The following is a 17,880-nucleotide window of genomic DNA, read 5'->3' on the forward strand; positions in this document are numbered from 1 at the left end:
TTAACGCCATAATTCCGCAAAAAATAACAGCAGATTCTAAGATTAAATTGTAGTCCATATATTTAAGATTTAGTGACAATAAAGATATAATTAATTATTAATTCAATAATAATCGTTTATGAATAAATTATATTAAAATTAAAAACATTATAATTATTAATTTAATATTAATAAATTAAACAATACATAAACCAATAAAATTGATTTTAACATTTCATTAACTAAAACTTGGCTTCATAATTGAACATACCACATCATCAGACTTTAAAAGCTTGTTTAAAATTTAAAAATTTGAGTTATGAAAAATATATTGTTAGCAGGACTTGTGTCGGTAATTACACTGACCGCCTGTAAGAAAGACGATCAAGTTGCAGAAAAGACGCTCGAACAACAAAAAATAGAATTTCAGGCAAGACAACTTGAAATAGAAAAGCAAAAATTGGCTATTGAAAAAGAAAGATTTGCTTACGAAACGCAGAAAAGAACGGACAGTATTGCCGAAGTTCAAAAAGAAAAAGCGGCTGCAGCCGCAGCAAGACCTCAGGTAATCAGAGAAACAAAAACAATTTATAGAGATGCTCCTTCATCAAATAATAGTGTAGCAAGCAATAGTGGAAGTTCATCACAAGGAACAACAGCTAAGAAAAAGGGAATCAGTGAAGCTGCAAAAGGTACTGCAATTGGAGTAGTCAGTGGAGCTGCTTTGGGAGCAATTGTTAATAAGAAAAACCGTGGCGGTGGTGCCGTAGTCGGTGGTATTATTGGTGGTGCTACAGGTTATACTTTAGGTAGATCACAGGATAGAAAAAGCGGACGAGTACAGCCGAAATAAATAAAATCATTCAGAAAACAATAAAAGATTGCTTATTTTTAGGCAATCTTTTTTATGCTTTTAATTCTAATCTCCATAATTATAATAATTCCCGTCCTCGTAGGTTGGGGAAAATTATTTGAGACCATTTTTAAGACACGGTTATTTACAGGAATTTCAGGGAAAATCCTATTTGGAATTTTTGGAATCAGTATCATCTGGACAATTTCAGCATTTTTCATTCCGCTAAACTTATATGTGGAAATCCCCACAATCATAGTTGGTCTGTTCTGCTTTTTTAAGAAAAAACTATATCTAGATCTGATCGGTTTTTCTAAGAAAGATTTACAGCTTTTTGGGATCAGTTCTGTAATAATTTTATTCTGCGGATCATTTCATCCATACATTTTAGATCATTTTGGATATTATTTCCCAAGCATTCAATGGCTAAAAGAATATGGCTTGATAAAAGGAATTTCAAACCTCGATCTCGTTCTTGGTCAAATGTCGATTTGGCATATTTTCCAGGCTGGATTTTCAAATTTCTCTGATCCTTTCTTAAGATTAAATACGGTTTTAATAATTATCTACTTAATCTATATAATTGAGAAAAAAAACTGGATTCAACTTTGTTTCCTCCCTGTCCTACTACTGTTTTCACAATCTCCAAATCCGGATTTACCGGTAATTATTTTTTCTTTAATTGTTTTAAATGAAATTTTATCGAATAACAATAACAGTTCAATTCTTTTCACATTCTCCGTTTTTGTTTTTGCGATAAAACCGACAATGATCTGGTTACCAATTCTGACTTTTCTCAACTCTATTTTTATCATTAAATCTCAATTTAAAATTTTTACTCCTGGAATTTTACTCTTCTTTTTATTTTGTTTTAAAAACATCTGGACATTCGGATATCCTGTTTTTCCAATATCAATCATTGACTTTGATGTGAGTTGGAAACCAGATCAGGAAGTATTAAAATCTTCTTCGGAATTTGCAATCCTGAAGACATTCGACAATCAATATTCTTATGCAGAAATTCAGAAATTTTCAACCTTTGATTACATTAAAAACTGGTTTTTTCTTGATGGAATAAAATCAGTCATTAATATTTTATTTATTTTAAGTTTAATTATTTTCACAGTTTTTACTTTCATTAAAAAAAATAAAATCATCACCTTCATTTGCATTTCATTGATTGTAAAAAGCATTCTTGTATTATTTTTTTCAGCACAGTACAGGTTTTTTATCGATGTATTTTTCGTCATCATTTTTGTGATGCTTTTCAATTTTTTAAATAAAAAGAAATCATTCATTATTTATTTTGCTTTGATGATATTTTTTGTCGGTTTTATAACTTTTCCGTCAGTCATTACTCACCTCATTCCGAGCTACAGAATGTCTTCTTTTATGGGTAAATTTAAATCTGAACAATTTTATAAACCTTCCACTTATGAATATAAGAAATATCATTCTTTCAAATCCGGAAATTTAAGATTTAATGTTTCAGAAAAATACCCTCTCAACTATGACACTCCGATTCCTGCCATTTCCGACAGTTATGTTTTCGATTATCAAAAAGCCGGAATTTTCCCGCAGTTGATTGACAAAAACGACATCAGAAAAGGTTTTATCTCAAAAAAAATGACTTTAAAAGAACAAAAAGAGGTCAAAAAAATCACGGAGAAAATAAAAAACTCTTATCAATAGTATCAATTCAAAGACTTTATTATCTAAATAAAAATCGGTAATTTTGTAATATGTTCAATACTTTAGGGAATCTGCTCAGTTTGACGACTTTTGGTGAAAGTCATGGTCTTGCGTATGGCGGAATCATCAATAATTTTCCGGCCGGTCTGGAAGTCGATTTAGATAAAATTCAGCATGAACTTGACCGTAGAAAACCGGGTCAGTCAGCAATCGTAACTCAAAGAAAAGAGAGTGATACTGTGAAATTCCTTTCGGGAATTTTTGACGGAAAAACTACCGGAACTCCAATTGGTTTTATGATTGAAAATGAAAATCAGAAGTCGAAAGATTATGATCACATTGCACAATCTTATCGTCCGAGTCATGCCGATTTCACTTACGACCAAAAATTCGGAATCCGAGATTATCGTGGAGGAGGAAAATCTTCTGCCCGCGAAACTATCAATTGGGTAGTTGCAGGAGCTTTGGCAAAACAACTTTTATCAGATATAGAAATCAATGCTTATGTATCATCCGTTGGCGAAATTTTCTGTGAAAAACCTTATCAGGCTTTAGATTTTTCCAAAACCGAAAGTAATGAAGTTCGTTGTCCCGATACGGAAACTGCCGAAAAAATGATTTCAAAAATCAAAGAAATCAAAAAAGAAGGCAACACCATTGGCGGAACAATTACGTGCGTGATCAAAAACGTTCCTGTAGGAATTGGCGAACCTGTTTTTTCTAAATTACAGGCAGAATTAGCAAAAGCAATGCTTAATATCAACGCCTGTAAAGGTTTTGAATACGGAAGCGGTTTTTGTGGCGCAAAGATGACAGGAAGTGAGCACAACGATGCTTTCAACACAGATTTTACGACGAAATCGAATCTTTCCGGAGGAATTCAGGGAGGAATTTCAAACGGAATGGATATTTATTTCCGGGTAGCTTTTAAACCTGTCGCGACGATTTTAAGACCTCAGGAAAGTGTTGACAGAGACGGAAACGCCGTTACTGTAGAAGGAAAAGGAAGACATGATCCTTGTGTAGTTCCGAGAGCTGTTCCCGTTGTCGAAAGTTTAGCAGCATTTGTTTTGGCAGATCTTTTTCTGATCAATAAAACGCGAAATATCAATCAATTTTAAATTTAATAGTAATGGAAAATTACTGGAAAAAAAGTATCTCTTTCGAAGAATATTTTAAAATCGGAAAGGAAAGATTAGAAAATCCAGCCAATCAGCAGGAAATCGATTATAAGCAATATTATGAACTGGGAATTCAGAGAATCAACAGAACTTTAAAAAAATACATTCCGAATGAAGAGCAGCTGAAAGAATCGGAAGCTAAAAACTTTGATGGGAAAATTTTAATTATTTCCGAAGTTTGGTGTGGTGATGCAAGTGCGACAGTTCCAGCTTTGGTAAAATTTTTCGAAGGTAAAAATGAGGTTAGAATTTTCCTTAGAGACGGTGATAAAAGTTTAATCAATCAATTTCTGACCAACGGAACAGAATCTATTCCTAAAGTTATTATTCTGGATAAAGATCTTAACGTAAAAAATTCTTGGGGACCACGTCCAAAATACGGTAAAGAACTGCTGATGAAATACAAAGCTGATCCTGAAAATTACACAAAAGATCATTTTTACAATGATTTGCAATTGTATTATGCAAAAAATAGAGGCAAAGATGCTGTTCAGGAAATCTTAGAATTATTATGAAAAAATTAATCACTTACGTTGTTATTCTTGTCGTTTTGGGAGCTGTCTTTCTTGTTCCGGGAATCAGAAATTCTTTGAAAGATATGTTTTTTCCCGTTGCAACAATAGAAAATGCCGTACATATTGAAGCCGATGATTATGATATAGACTTAATGGGAATCAATGCTCCGAGTACCAACATGAAAAATTTCAGGAACAAACCTGTTTTTTTAAATTTTTGGGGAACGTGGTGTCCACCTTGCAGAAAAGAATGGCCATCGATTCAAAAACTATATGACCGAAGAAAAGATCATATAGATTTTGTCTTGATCGCAATGGAAGACGAAGAAGCAAACGTAAGAAAATTCCTTAAAGAAAATAATTATACCGTTCCTGTGTACATTGCTCAAAGCCCAATCTCTGAGAAGATTCTCCCGAAAGCGTTTCCTACAACGTTTCTACTTGATGAAAACGGAAGAATTCTTATCAAAGAAGATGCAGCAACAGATTGGGATTCAGAGTCAATCCATCAGTTTATCGATAACATTATAAAATAGTTTTAACTTAAGTTTATACTTTGTTGGTATAGTATTTGCGAAATATAGAAAGTTGAAACTATATTAAAGCCGAACACAAAATGAAATATTCAAAACTTAATTTAGCTAAGGAAGCAATCAGCCACAAAGGCTTCGTAAAAAAAATACCGGACATTTTCAGAATGGTAAAAATGTGGAGAAAGGGAGAATATCCAGTTAAATCGATAGATCTTATTCTACCGTTAGTTGGTCTTCTTTATGTTATTTCTCCTATAGATATCATTCCTGATTTCATCATTGTAGCAGGAGTTTTAGATGACATAGCGGTTCTATCTTTAGTAATTCCGAAACTGATCCGTGAAGTGGATAAATTTTTACTTTGGGAAGCTGAACGAAAATACAGCACAGATGGCGCTAAGATAATTGATGCCGAAATTATTAAATAAAATTTAACCATTCCTTTTCGGGATGGTTTTTTTGTAAATTGTCTTCATTGCTCCCAAGTAATTTCAATACAAAATCACATTTTCACCTGCAAAGCAAAATTCACAATTGACATTTAACATCATTTCCTTAAATTTGCAATATCTAATAAAAAATAATGGAAAGTAAAAAAGAATTCTTTTTAGAGTGCTATAAACTTGGCATCATCAAATTCGGAAGATTTACCTTAAAAAGCGGAATTGAAAGTCCGTTTTATGTAGACTTAAGACCTTTGGCTTCAGATCCTAAAATTTTGAAAAATTTAGCTAATTATTTATTGGAAATGCTTCCTTTGGATAATTTTGATCTGATCTGCGGAGTTCCTTATGCTGCACTTCCGATGGCGACAGCAATGTCTCTGGAAAGCTATATTCCATTAATTATTAAAAGAAAAGAAGCTAAAAACTACGGTACAAAAAAACTGATTGAAGGAATTTACCAGAAAGGGCAAAACTGTCTTTTGGTAGAAGATGTCATTACTTCCGGAAAATCATTAATCGAGACCATTGCAGAAGTTGAGCAGGAAGATCTTAAAGTTGCCGACATTGTTGTTGTTCTTGACAGAGAACAAGGTGGAAAACAGCTTTTGGAAAGCAAAGGATACAGAGTTCATACCCTTTTCAATATTTCAGAAGTTTGTACGATTCTTCAGGAAGAAGGCGAACTTTCTGACGACGAAGTAAAAAGAATCCAGGATTTTCTTGCCGGAAACCACATTCAATTTGAAGAAAAAACAAGACTTTCTTACCAAGAGAAATTTGAAACTTCACAACATTCTGTTTCAAAAAAATTATTAGAAATCGCTTTGGCAAAAGAATCTAATCTTATTGCTTCTGCTGACGTTACTACAACTCAGGAATTACTGGAACTTGCAGAGAAAGTTGGTCCACATATTATTGCTTTAAAAACTCACATCGATATTATATCTGATTTTGATTATCAAAACACGATCGTTCCACTGAAAGAACTGGCTTCAAAACATCAGTTTTTGTTGATGGAAGACAGAAAATTTGCCGACATCGGAAACACACAGGAACTACAATTTACAAGCGGAGTTTTCAAAATTACAGATTGGGCAGATTTTGTGACTTCTCAGGTTATCGGTGGTTTTGAATCTTTAGACTGTTTCAAAAATGTTGGTGTTGTGGCAATTATCGGAATGTCTTCAAAAGGAGCTTTGACGACAAACAGCTACAGAGAAGAAGCTTTAAAAGTCGCTCAATCGCATCCAAACGTAATTGGTGGAGTTTCTCAAAATGTACTTCCTGATGAAATGCTTTTGTTTACACCGGGAGTTAATTTGGCAGATTCCGGTGATGGAAAAGGTCAGCAATATAACACTCCGGATCATGTCTTTAAAACCCTTCATACCGATTTCATTATCGTAGGAAGAGGAATTTATAAATCTGAAGATCCGGCTGAAGCTGCAATTACGTATAAAAATGAAGGTTGGAAAGCGTATTTAAATTCTTTAGAAAAAAATTCGATTCAGCAGTAAAATCATCTTAATTATATTTAAAATAAGTTATATTTGATGCTTTATCATCAAATTGAAAAAGTTTAGTATTTGTTTTATTCTGTTTTGGGGAATTGTGCAGGTTTCTGCACAGAAAGACAGCATTTTTGTAGCTGCAAAATTATCTCAGAACAAAAAGATTCTTGAGGTAAAACAGGAAATTATTTATCATAATTATTCTGAAAAACCTCTGGACAGTATCAAACTTCTCAATTGGGTAGCAGCTTACAACAAAAGAGGAACTTCTTTGGTTTACCGTAAACTTGAAGATCGTAATAACAGTCTCCATTTTGCAAAACCTGAATTATTAGGTAAAGTTTTTGATTTACAAGTCAATAATAATGACAACCAACTGATTACCAAAAACAATTTATCTGAAGAGAATTTATACTTTGTTTTGAATAAACCTTTGGAGCTTGGTGAAAGTATAAAATTGCAATTACAATATCAGATTCAACTTCCTGATAAGAGATTCACAGGATACGGAACTTCTGAAAACAATATTGCTTTAAAATATTTCTTTATTGTTCCGGATCATTTTGATCCGGACAATATTTCTTCAAGAAATTTTCAGGATACTGAAGAATCTGTTAATTTCAATACCAACTGGACAGTCAATTTTGATCTTCCGACAAATTATTTTGTAGAAGGAAATCTTCAGCAGAACTCAATCAATTCTTTTAACGGATATTTAGACACTGATCCTGAATTCGTGATTTCTCAAAATCAGTTTCAGACAATCAAAATAAATTTAGAGGACATTCAAACCGAAATTAAATTCGGATATGCAATCAGTCAGCAGGAAATTCAGAATTTAGAATTTTTTCTTCCTCTTCATCTCAGATTTATCAAAGAAAAAATAGGCTATGTCCCGGAACGAATTTTTATTTCAGATAAATTTAGGGCAAAAGAAGATTTTTTTGGAAACAACGATATAAGTTTCTGGAAATTCAGATTTAAACTTTTCACAGATGCTGAAAAAGTTGATCTTGATTATTTTGGAATTATTGCCAAAAAAATTCTCGATCAGAGTGTCATTACCAACAAGGAAGATCACCATTGGTTTAAAAACGGGCTAAAATCTTATCTTGAAATTCAATATTTAAAAAAATTCTACGGCGAAACAAAGCTCTTAGGAAAATTGCCCGAAACAAGTATTCTGGGAATCAAGCCTTTAAAATGGTTTCACGCTTCGGATGTTAAATTGCTTGATCGTTATGGCTTGGCTTACCAATACATCATGTCTCAAAATCTCGACCAGAAAATCGACGAACCTTTTTCTGCATTGAGTAATTTCAACGACATGGCAATCAGCAGCTTTGAAACGGGAAGTCTTTTTAGTTTTTCTGCCAATAAAATGGGTGAAGAAAATTTCAATAATTTACTTAAAACTTATATTGCTGAAAACAGAGATAAAGAAATCAATCCTGAAGAGTTTTTGAAGCAACTTTCACAAAAAGAGCCATCAACAAATTACTTAACTGAATTTTTAAAGCAAAAGAACAGAGTTAATTTTAAATTGAAAAAATTTAGAACTAAAGATGATTCTTTAGAAATCAGAATTGCAAAAAATACCGACAAAGCCATACCTGTAAAGCTGGAAACACAAACACGAGATGGTGAAAGAAAATCTTACTGGATAGAAACCGCTGAAAATGAAAGGCTGAAAACCGTCAATCTTCCTGCAGAAAACATTTACAAGATTACATTGAATGATGATTATGTTTTCCCGGAAGCTAATTATCGTGACAATTTTTTATACACAAAAGGATTATTTTCAAATTCAAAAAAAATTAAAATTAAGCTGATCAAGGATATTCCGAATCCTGAGTTTAATGAAATTTACCTCAACCCGAGAATTAAATTCACCAATACATACGACAAGTTTCTGATCGGGATGAATTTTAAGAATCAATCGCTTTTTGATCAGAAATTCCTCTACTCTATAACGCCGTCTTTCAGTACTGGAACAGGAAAATTGACCGGATCAGGAGCAGTTGAATATTCGTTTCTTCCAGCGGAAAGCGTGATTCAGAGTCTGACTTTTGGAGTTTCAGGATCGTATTTTCATTATGATTATGATCTGGCTTATCAAAAAGGTTCATTATATTCTGCTATCAGATTCAGGAAAAATCCCCGAAGTACTGTAAGTCGCGGAGCAAGTTTTTCGTATAACTATTTCCAAAGAGATCTGAATGCAAAGATGATCGCAGAACAGGATTATGAAAAATACAATCTTTGGACACTCGGTTACGGATTTGCTGATAATCAGATGATTCATGAGAAAAGCTTCAGCATCAGTACTCAGGGAATGCAGGACTTTAATAAAATCACCGCGGAAGCATTTTACAGATGGGAATTTGCACCTAGACAGAAATTGAGCTTAAGATTATTCGGAGGATATTTTGCCAGAAATGAGACTAGAAACAATACTTTCGATTTCGGAATCTCACGGGTTTCCGATTATTCTTTTTCTTATAATCTTTTGGGACAAAGCGCAACAGGTGGGATTTTGTCTCAGCAATTTGTTTTAGCAGATGGTGGTTTCAAATCTTTCATTCCGGGAACTGTGAATCAGTGGATTACCTCATTCAATGTTGATACGAGTGTCTGGAAAATTTTCCATATTTATGCCGATGCAGGAGTTTATAAAAACAAAAATAATCCTACTCAATTTATTTGGGACAGTGGAGTGAAAGTAAGAGTAATTCCTGATTTTCTTGAAATTTACTTCCCGGTACAATCTTCTCTAGGTTTTGAACCCGGCTTTAAAGATTACGGAAAACGCATAAGATATACACTGATTTTGAATTTAAGCACAATCATCAATGCTGCAAGAAGAGGTTGGTATTAAAAAAAACAGTTGCCGAATTGACAACTGTTCTTTTTTCTGATTAAATTTAAATAATTAATCTTTTAATATTTTTTGAGAAACAGGTTGATTATTTACCATACCTGTTACGATGTAATTACCTTTTTGTAATTCAGCAATATTCAAAGTTGCTCCGCCTTTTACAGAAGCTGTTTTGACAAGTTGCCCGTTCAGACTATAGATTTTGACATCTTTTACGTCTGCTCCGAAAGTTATTTCTTCATTTTTAACAAATGAATTTTTAATAAATTGTGATTTCAGAGAATTATTTGACACATCACTTACAGCTAAAGTTCCTGATGATTGAGGAGTTGGCAATGATATGGTAAAGTCTACATTATTATTATTCGTATCACCACTTGTTCTTGTAATAGAGTTAAGAATTGTTGGTGAAGGTGCAGCTCCTGTTCCTTCGTACTGATTAACCAGACCGTATCCTACAAAATCTAAAACATTTGAAGCGGTAGGTCCTGTAACTGGTGTTGCATTACTGGCTAAAGCCACTTTTCCAGAGGTAAGTGCAAGACCCACTCCTACTCCAACACCTACGGAACCGTCAAGATTCAAAAGAACAGTTACAATAAGATTCGGATTGATCAAATTAATCAGTCCGCCTAATCCATCAGATCCCTGCTGAATCAAATAAGTTTGTCCGGCACCCAAAGTAATGTTTGGCAAGTTGTTGTACTGAGTAAATGCACCTGTAGCAGATGCATACTGTATCGTAGCACCATTGAGAGAAGCCGGAGAACTCCCTATATTTTTCAATTCTATGAAATCGTTGGTAATTGCGGCACCTAGAATTCCGCCTCCGGTGTAGATTTCATTAATAACAATCTGGGCATTAGAAAATGCAGCTATCGAAACTAGTCCGATAAAAGTAAATACTTTTTTCATAACGGTAATATTTTGGTTTGTTAACAAATAAACAACAAAAACAATACCATATTCTTAAAAATAATTAAATATTGTTAAAATATGCTAAAACTGTAATTTGTCTAAATAAAAAAAGCCACTTCAGAGTGAAGTGGCTGGATATTTATAAATTTTAAGAGTTTTAGTCTTTCAAAATCTTTTGAGAAACCGGTTGGTTATTCACAGTTCCTGTTACGATGTAATTTCCTTTTGCTAATTCAGCAACGTTTAAAGCAGCACCGTCTTTTACAGAAGCAGTTTTTACAACCTGACCTGTAAGAGTGTAGATTTTAACATCTTTTACATCAGCTCCGAAAGTAATTTCTTCGTTTTTAATGAAAGTGTTTTTGATGAAGTTTGAATTTGACTTGTTGAAATCTGAAATAGCTAATGAACCACCTGTAGGTTGAGGAGTAGGCGCTCCTGCAGCGAAATCATTAGCATTATTGTTTGTGTCACCAGATATTCTAGCAGTTGAGTTAGAAGCAGATGGTGCAGCTGCAGGACCAGTACTACCTTCATACTGATTTGCTGTAGTACCAAAACCTACAAAATCAACAACGTTAGTATTTGTAGGTGCAGTTACTTGAACAGAATTATTTGCTAAAACAACTTTTCCAGCAGCTGCAGCTAAAGCTAAACCAACATTGTTATTTGTTGATCCATCAAAATTAACAACTGTAGTAGCAGTAAAGTTAGGCGTTGGTAAGGCAGTAGTTCCACCAGTTCCCGCTGCTTCTTGAATTAAATATGTTTGTCCGGCAGTTAGAGTAATTGTTGGCAATGTATGATATTGATTGAAAGTTCCCGTAGCAGATGCATATTGAATAGTGGCATTTGCTAATGTTACGGTAGTAGATCCAATATTTTTTAATTCAATAAAATCATTTGTATAAGTAGATCCACTATTCCCACCGCCTCCGTAGACTTCATTAATTACAATTTGTGCATTTGCGAAAGCATAAACACCAATCATTCCTAAGATTGTAAAGATTTTTTTCATAATATTTAAATTTAATTATTAATAATTTACATTGCAAAATTAAAGCATTTTTTACACATAAAACAATATTAAGGTTAATTTTCTGTTAATAATACTAAACTCCCTACTGTTCACATTTTTTAGTTATTTTTACCAATTATTTTAAAAATCTTGCGGAATTCAGTACTGATTTTCTTGCTTTTTATGATGGGCTTATCACTGAATAGCGCCCAAATTTTTTCGTGGAAAAATCCTAATATTCCCAAAGACAGCATAAAGAAAGACAGTATTCTTGCAGTTAGGCTTGAACAGGACATTTTTGCAAAAGACACGATGGATTTCGTGAAAACAAGCAACAGAATTATTGTCGACGAAGCAGTTTTAGCAAAGAATGATAAAAAAAGGTTTTTAGGAGAATTAAATTCCAAAGGATCAATTATTCGGGGAATTACTTTTGGGAACAACCAAGGACAATCTGTGCAAAGCTCGATGGATCTTCAGATTTCGGGAAGATTATCAAAAGACGTTAAGATTTTGGCAAGTATTTCTGATCATAACTTACCGATTCAGGCAGATGGTTATACACAGACATTGGAAGAATTTGACAAAATCTACATGCAGCTGAATATTAAGGATAAATCTATTCTGAGAGCCGGTCATTTGGATTTAGTTGATGATAAAAATTATTTTGCTAAATATCAACGCCGAAGCATGGGACTTCAGTTTCAAACACAATTTGGAACCGAAAACAAAACTTTTGTAGATGTGTCATTAGGTGTGGCTCGAAGTGAATTTCACAGAATCCGTTTTCAGGGAGTCGAAGGAAATCAGGGACCCTATCGTTTAACAGGAAAGAATGGCGAACAATTTATTACTTTGATCTCAGGTTCGGAGCAGGTTTTTATTGATGGTATTTTGATGAAGCGTGGTGAAAATCAGGATTATGTTATCAATTACAATACAGGAGAGGTAACATTCACCAGTTTTCGACCAATTTTCCAACAGAATTTTATTACGATTTCATTTAATTATACCAACAGAAATTATTCAAGGTATTTATTTACCGGAAAACTGCAGCATCAACGTGAGAAATTCAGAATTGGTCTTAATTGGTTCATGGAAAATGACAACAAAAACGCACCATTAGCTTTAAATTTATCTAAAGAAGATGAGCAGATTTTAGCAGATGCAGGAAACGATCCCAACTTGATGTATGCTCCTTCAGGCGTTGTTACGGAATATGACGTCAATAAAATTTTGTACAGCCTCGTTCAGGATACAAACGGAAGTCACTATCAGTTTTCAACAGATGTTACTCAGACTTTATATACTGTTTCGTTTACTTATTTCGGAGCAAACTTAGGTGATTATAAACTGACACAAACAACGAATAACGGACGTGTATTTGAATATGTAGGACAAAATTTAGGAGATTACAGAGCGGTAAGAAAGCTTCCTTCTCCACAAAAATCGCAGGTTTACACAGTGAATTCCGAATATCTTCTGAAAGACGGAAAAATTGGTGCAGATATTTCTTTAAGCAACTATGATCTCAATTTATTTTCATCAAAAGATTCTGACCAGAATTTGGGATATGCCTACAGAATTTTCGGAAACAAAACATTTACAAAAAACACATGGAAAGGAACCCCAAGTTTTGAATATCAGTACATTGACAAACAATTTCATATTCTAGACCGTATCAATGATGTAGAATTCTCCCGAGATTTCAACTTAGCCCAGGAATTCAGCGGAAGAACACAAAACAGATTCATTTTCAACTTCCTTAATAAATGGAATAACAAATCTGTCTTAAATTATCGTCTCAACTATCTTGACGAACAGGATTCTTATAAAGGAATCAAAAACGACTTGGATTTCAGCTGGATCAAAGGAAAATTCCTAACCAAAGGAAACTTATCTTACCTTGACACCAATGCAACTTTGCAGGATACTAAATTTATACGTGGAGGAGCCTCTTCAGAATATATAGGTAAAAAAGGAAGTTGGGCAGTTGGCGGAAGCATGGAACACAACGAAAAGAAGTTTAATAACACCCAATTGATGGATGTCACAAGTTTCAGCTGGAAAGAATTGTTTGTTCAGAAAAAAATCGGTGACAGTACAAGAACAAAACTTTTATCTAAAGTTTATGTGAGAGATAATGACTCAGTGCGTGATAATAGGCTTCAGAACATGAACAGAATTTTAGGCTTCATGGCAGAAAGTCAGTTGATCAAAACAGAAAAGACAACCTTAAATGCATTAATTCATTACAGAAAATTCTTCTACAAAAACGAAGATGTTGATATGAATCAAAATAAAGATTTTGTCGTAGGAAACATTCTTTATAATCAACAGCTATTTAAAAACGGAATGCGTCTTCAGGCATTTTATGAATTAGGAAACGGACAGGAAGCACAACGTGAATTCCAATATATTAAAGTAACCGATGGACAGGGAGTTTATAAATGGACCGATTACAACGGTGACGGAACTCAGCAGTTGGACGAATTTGAAATTGCCGAATATTCAGATTTGGCGCAGTATATTAGAATTTACACCAATTCTGTTCGCTACATTCCTTCCAACAAAAATAAATTGCAGTTAGCGTTATTTGTTAATCCGTCGATAATATTTAATTCTGAAAATAAATTTTTAAAACGTTGGAATTTTAATGTTTCATTAAACTCTCAGAATTCTTATTTTAAAAGAGATAAAGTTTTGGTTTTAAATCCGTTTGAGAAAAGCGATGACCAGATTCTTAAGAATCAAAATATTTTGGCTTCCGTTCAGTTTAATCCGACCGAAAAATCTGGCTGGAATGGCAATTACCGTTTCATCGCCAACGAAAACCTCATCAATGCCAATTTCAGTAACGAAGAACGGAATCAGACTTCTCATTTTGTGAATCTCGGATATTGGTTTAATAAAGAATTCAGGGTCGATTGGGAAAACTCTGTTCATGATCTGCAAAACTCTTCCCAACTTTTTGCTACGAGAGATTACCGTCTGAATAATTTTGAAACAAAACCGAAAGCAACCTACAAATTTACCGACGCCATACAGGCTGAATTTTCGTCCGCTTACCGTGAAAAGAAAAGAGTGGACGGTGAAGAACTTCTGAAAGCTTTTGACATCACCGGAACAATTCAGTGGGAACGTAAAAAAACGTCAATCAGAGGAAATTTCTCTTTTATCAACAATGATTTCACAGGTAACAATTTCAGCATCGTAGGAAATCAGATGCTCGACGGTTTAAAACCCGGTAAAAACCAAGTCTGGAGTGTATTTATTCAACAGGCGATCAATTCTTTCTTACAGTTAAATTTAAACTACGAAGGAAGAAATTCGGGTGACCGTACCATTCATATTGGAAGTATGCAGGTGAAGGCGAGTTTTTGAGTTGGAGGGTTTTAGAGTTTTAGAGTTTTAGAGTTTTAGAGTCAAAATTAATTTTTGATTTTCTTAATTTAAAATTTTACAGATAATTTAATTGAAATATAATTAAGTTATAATACTGTGGACATTAACAAATCTAGAAGGACAAACATTTCGCTCCTACGGAGCTCCGCTGTTGCGCATAACATTATTACTACAAACAGATTGCTCCAATGGAGCAAAACAGGAAATCGGAGAAACTAAATATTTTTTATGATAAGTAAAATCTAAAAGACAAATAACAACAAATCATACAATTTACTTCAATCAATTGTCAAAACCTTTTACACAATAATCTGTCCAATTCTCCCACACTCAGACCCTCCAACTTTAAACACCACTCCAAAACTTAATATTTTTCCTATATTTGTTCAGTAATAAAATACACGGGGTGCCGAAAGGCTGAGATTATACCCGATGACCTGATTTGGATAATGCCAACGTAGGGATGTCTGCTTAAAATATTTTCATTTTATGCTTTATTCGTTCGCATGCTTATCTGTGGTCTGAACTGAATAAATCAACATAAAATAAAATGGAAGTAACAAAGTATTCCGGAGAACTTATCCCAAAACAAGACAAAAACTGGCAAGGAAGACCCGAATGGTTTTTCAATCGTGAACATACCGACACCTACGAATTATGGTATGAAGGCCGGTACAAACGTGCCGAAATCTGGCAGAAAAAAGTAATGGAACAGCTCGTCTCCAAAGATCAGAGAGTCAAAACATTATTAGAATTCGGTTGTGGCACTACCCGATTTACGCGCTGGTGGAAAAACATAGGGATTGAAGCAACGGGCGGAGATATTTCTCCTTTAATGCTGTCGCAGGCAGTTCATCTTTTTGAAGGCGATCTGGTAATGGCAGATTCGCACTTTATGCCTTTCAAAGATCATACTTTCGATTCACTGGCATTCATCACCACATTTGAATATTACAAAGACCCTGTGAAAGTTATTCGCGAGGCGGCACGCGTTGCCAAGTACGGAATTGCGATGGGAATGATGAACAGAAATTCTCCAAAAGTTGCAAGGAGACGCGTGCAGCAGTTATTCGGGAAAAATCCTTTTTATGTAACTGCTACTTTTTACACACCAAAAATGCTGACTGAAATTATCGAAAGAGCTCTGGTCGGAAGAAAATATACGATCGAATGGACTTGTACAGGACTTCCGAAATGGTTTCCCGTACAACAATGGAATGTTCCCATCGGTGATTTCTTTGGACTTTATATTCAGTTAAATGATGTGGAATGAGTGATACTTTAGGTAAAATAAATCATTCTCAATTTGAAGATTTTCTGAAACTGCGTTGCGGAAAAGCACGCGATGAAGTCCGTGTCGGGCCTGAATTTGGCGTCGATGTTTCCGTTGTAGATCTCCATGGCGGAAAAGCGATGGCTTTGACGAGTGATCCGCTGTCTTTAATTCCCTCTTTGGGTTTGGAAGAATCGGCGTGGCTGTCGGTACATCTGATGGCTAATGATATGGCAACAACAGGTTTTGCACCGATGTTTGGGCAGTTTGTTTTAAATCTTCCTGCTCAGCTTTCAAAAAATGATTTTGAAATTTATTGGAACCACATTCACCAGTTCTGTAGAGACATTAATTTAAGCATCACTGGCGGTCATACTGGATTCATTGAAGGACAGAATTCTACTATTGCAGGCGGCGGAACTTTTATAACCATTGCTCCGAAAGAAGAAATTCTGGTTTCAAAATATGCAGACGTTGGCGATGTAATTTTAGTTACTAAAACCAGTGCGCTTTCATCAGCAGCCATTTTAGCCATGAGTTTCCCGGAAACGGTGAAAAATAAAGTCGGGAAAGAGTTTTTCTATTCTGCCTCTGCTTCTTTTTATGAAACCTCATCTTTGAAAGACGCTTTGACCGCGGTACAAACTGAAAACTCAGGTGTAACAGCCATGCACGATGTGACGGAAGGTGGAGTTTTGGGAGCGATTTACGAACTGGCAATAGCATCAGGAAACGGTGCAGAAATTTTTAATAAAAAACTTCCGATTGGCGAGGTGCAGTCTGCGGTTTGCAATCTGTTTTCGTTAGATCCGAGATATTGTATTGGTGCCGGTTCGATGATTATCACCTGTAAAAAAGATAAGACTTCGGAAATTATTTCGAGACTGGAAGCGAATCATATTCCCTGTACAGAAGTTGGAGTGATAACCGAAAAAAATCTTGGAATTAAATTAATCGAAAACGAAAAAGCAAATGACTTAATCTACTGCGAAGAAGATCCTTACTGGAAAGCTTTTTTTAACGCTTACAAAAACGGGTGGAAATAATGAGAAAATCAACCATAGACTCCGGAATTTATTTAATTATTGATCCCTCAATGGATGAGGAAATTCTCTTTTCTAAATTAAATTCAATTGTTAATGAAAAAATAGCAGCCATTCAGATTTGGGACAATTTTAAAGAAAATCAGAATATTGAAGGACTTCTTTTAAAAATTTATGCAAAAACTTTTTTACATAACATTCCTTTACTCATCAATAACCGCTGGAAAATTTTAAAACAAATTCCTCTGGACGGAATTCATTTCGATGAAATTCCTGAAAATTTCAATCAGATTAAAAAAGAAATCAATGGTGATTTTATCGTTGGGATTACCTGCAATAATGACCTTGCAAAGATTGAGTATGCGGAAAAACATCAGTTGGATTATATCTCTTTCTGCTCAATGTTTCCGTCAAAAACAGCTAACAGCTGTGAACTGGTGAATTTTGAAACTGTTCAGAAAGCGAAAAGTATTTTTAGCGGGAAAATTTTTCTTGCGGGAGGAATTGATTTAAATACAATTGAAAATTTAGACAAATTAGATTATGACGGAATCGCTGTCGTTTCAGGAATTATGAGTGCAGATAATCCGTCAGAAACTATTAAAAAGTATCAACAAAAAATTAAAAAGTAAAAA

At 34.3% G+C, this 17,880-nt stretch carries 14 protein-coding genes and 1 riboswitch; of the genes, 12 read left to right on the forward strand and 2 right to left on the reverse strand.

Features of this window, described 5'->3' with window-relative positions:
- Positions 1 to 298 precede the first annotated feature (298 nt).
- The 8 genes from NZ698_RS12890 (at position 299) to NZ698_RS12925 (ending at position 9,588) form a co-directional block, all read left to right on the forward strand.
- Positions 299 to 832 carry a glycine zipper family protein gene (locus NZ698_RS12890; RefSeq protein WP_263003561.1) on the forward strand — a complete coding sequence of 178 codons (534 nt, stop codon included), beginning with the start codon at positions 299 to 301 and terminating at the stop codon, positions 830 to 832.
- 54 nt (positions 833 to 886) lie between these two features.
- Entirely contained in the window at positions 887 to 2,524 is a 1,638-nt protein-coding gene (locus NZ698_RS12895; protein ID WP_263003562.1) for an LIC_10190 family membrane protein, read from the forward strand.
- A gap of 50 nt (positions 2,525 to 2,574) precedes the next feature.
- A complete protein-coding gene (aroC, locus tag NZ698_RS12900) occupies positions 2,575 to 3,645 on the forward strand; it encodes a chorismate synthase (protein WP_263003563.1) in 1,071 nt (356 codons plus the stop codon).
- Between the two features lie 11 nt (positions 3,646 to 3,656).
- Positions 3,657 to 4,220 carry a thioredoxin family protein gene (locus tag NZ698_RS12905; RefSeq protein ID WP_263003564.1) on the forward strand — a complete coding sequence of 188 codons (564 nt, stop codon included), beginning with the start codon at positions 3,657 to 3,659 and terminating at the stop codon, positions 4,218 to 4,220.
- Positions 4,217 to 4,756, forward strand: coding sequence for a TlpA family protein disulfide reductase (locus tag NZ698_RS12910; protein ID WP_263003565.1), 540 nt, complete (start codon positions 4,217 to 4,219; stop codon positions 4,754 to 4,756). Before NZ698_RS12905 ends, NZ698_RS12910 begins: the two co-directional genes overlap by 4 nt.
- A gap of 80 nt (positions 4,757 to 4,836) precedes the next feature.
- Complete coding sequence (locus NZ698_RS12915; RefSeq protein WP_263003567.1) at positions 4,837 to 5,181, forward strand: YkvA family protein; 345 nt, start codon at positions 4,837 to 4,839, stop codon at positions 5,179 to 5,181.
- Positions 5,182 to 5,336: 155 nt separating this feature from the next.
- Positions 5,337 to 6,716, forward strand: a complete 1,380-nt coding sequence (gene pyrF / locus NZ698_RS12920; RefSeq protein ID WP_263003569.1) for an orotidine-5'-phosphate decarboxylase — start codon at positions 5,337 to 5,339, stop codon at positions 6,714 to 6,716.
- Positions 6,717 to 6,768: 52 nt separating this feature from the next.
- The gene (locus tag NZ698_RS12925; RefSeq protein ID WP_263003570.1) at positions 6,769 to 9,588 is read left to right on the forward strand and encodes a gluzincin family metallopeptidase; all 2,820 of its coding nucleotides are present in this window, start codon (positions 6,769 to 6,771) and stop codon (positions 9,586 to 9,588) included.
- Between the two features lie 54 nt (positions 9,589 to 9,642).
- On the opposite strand, the gene NZ698_RS12930 is transcribed toward NZ698_RS12925, so the two are convergent.
- On the reverse strand, positions 9,643 to 10,503 hold the full coding sequence (locus tag NZ698_RS12930) for a lamin tail domain-containing protein (RefSeq protein WP_263003572.1): 861 nt from the start codon (positions 10,501 to 10,503) through the stop codon (positions 9,643 to 9,645).
- Positions 10,504 to 10,663: 160 nt separating this feature from the next.
- Entirely contained in the window at positions 10,664 to 11,524 is an 861-nt protein-coding gene (locus NZ698_RS12935) for a lamin tail domain-containing protein (protein ID WP_263003573.1), read from the reverse strand.
- 183 nt (positions 11,525 to 11,707) lie between these two features.
- On the opposite strand from NZ698_RS12935, the gene NZ698_RS12940 reads away from it, so the two are divergent.
- The 4 genes from NZ698_RS12940 (at position 11,708) to NZ698_RS12955 (ending at position 17,877) form a co-directional block, all read left to right on the forward strand.
- On the forward strand, positions 11,708 to 14,908 hold the full coding sequence (locus NZ698_RS12940; RefSeq protein ID WP_438265576.1) for a DUF8818 domain-containing protein: 3,201 nt from the start codon (positions 11,708 to 11,710) through the stop codon (positions 14,906 to 14,908).
- A gap of 413 nt (positions 14,909 to 15,321) precedes the next feature.
- Positions 15,322 to 15,410, forward strand: a riboswitch (TPP riboswitch).
- A 69-nt stretch (positions 15,411 to 15,479) separates the two neighbouring features.
- Positions 15,480 to 16,202 (forward strand): class I SAM-dependent methyltransferase, encoded by a 723-nt coding sequence (locus NZ698_RS12945; protein ID WP_191737808.1) that lies wholly within the window; start codon positions 15,480 to 15,482, stop codon positions 16,200 to 16,202.
- A complete protein-coding gene (locus NZ698_RS12950) occupies positions 16,199 to 17,248 on the forward strand; it encodes an AIR synthase family protein (protein WP_263003575.1) in 1,050 nt (349 codons plus the stop codon). The genes NZ698_RS12945 and NZ698_RS12950 overlap by 4 nt, the downstream gene beginning before the upstream one ends.
- Complete coding sequence (locus NZ698_RS12955) at positions 17,248 to 17,877, forward strand: thiamine phosphate synthase (RefSeq protein WP_263003576.1); 630 nt, start codon at positions 17,248 to 17,250, stop codon at positions 17,875 to 17,877. Before NZ698_RS12950 ends, NZ698_RS12955 begins: the two co-directional genes overlap by 1 nt.
- Positions 17,878 to 17,880: the final 3 nt, after the last annotated feature.

Origin of the sequence: Chryseobacterium edaphi, from assembly GCF_025628985.1 — a bacterium.
Lineage (GTDB): Bacteria > Bacteroidota > Bacteroidia > Flavobacteriales > Weeksellaceae > Chryseobacterium > Chryseobacterium edaphi.

Coding starts and splice junctions, on each gene's coding strand:
- aroC (WP_263003563.1), top strand. CDS start 2,575: ATGTTCAATACTTTAGGGAATCTGCTCAGTTTGACGACTTTTGGTGAA.
- NZ698_RS12910 (WP_263003565.1), top strand. CDS start 4,217: ATGAAAAAATTAATCACTTACGTTGTTATTCTTGTCGTTTTGGGAGCT.
- NZ698_RS12940 (WP_438265576.1), top strand. CDS start 11,708: ATGATGGGCTTATCACTGAATAGCGCCCAAATTTTTTCGTGGAAAAAT.
- pyrF (WP_263003569.1), top strand. CDS start 5,337: ATGGAAAGTAAAAAAGAATTCTTTTTAGAGTGCTATAAACTTGGCATC.
- NZ698_RS12950 (WP_263003575.1), top strand. CDS start 16,199: ATGAGTGATACTTTAGGTAAAATAAATCATTCTCAATTTGAAGATTTT.
- NZ698_RS12945 (WP_191737808.1), top strand. CDS start 15,480: ATGGAAGTAACAAAGTATTCCGGAGAACTTATCCCAAAACAAGACAAA.
- NZ698_RS12930 (WP_263003572.1), bottom strand. CDS start 10,503: ATGAAAAAAGTATTTACTTTTATCGGACTAGTTTCGATAGCTGCATTT.
- NZ698_RS12895 (WP_263003562.1), top strand. CDS start 887: ATGCTTTTAATTCTAATCTCCATAATTATAATAATTCCCGTCCTCGTA.
- NZ698_RS12955 (WP_263003576.1), top strand. CDS start 17,248: ATGAGAAAATCAACCATAGACTCCGGAATTTATTTAATTATTGATCCC.
- NZ698_RS12935 (WP_263003573.1), bottom strand. CDS start 11,524: ATGAAAAAAATCTTTACAATCTTAGGAATGATTGGTGTTTATGCTTTC.
- NZ698_RS12890 (WP_263003561.1), top strand. CDS start 299: ATGAAAAATATATTGTTAGCAGGACTTGTGTCGGTAATTACACTGACC.
- NZ698_RS12915 (WP_263003567.1), top strand. CDS start 4,837: ATGAAATATTCAAAACTTAATTTAGCTAAGGAAGCAATCAGCCACAAA.
- NZ698_RS12905 (WP_263003564.1), top strand. CDS start 3,657: ATGGAAAATTACTGGAAAAAAAGTATCTCTTTCGAAGAATATTTTAAA.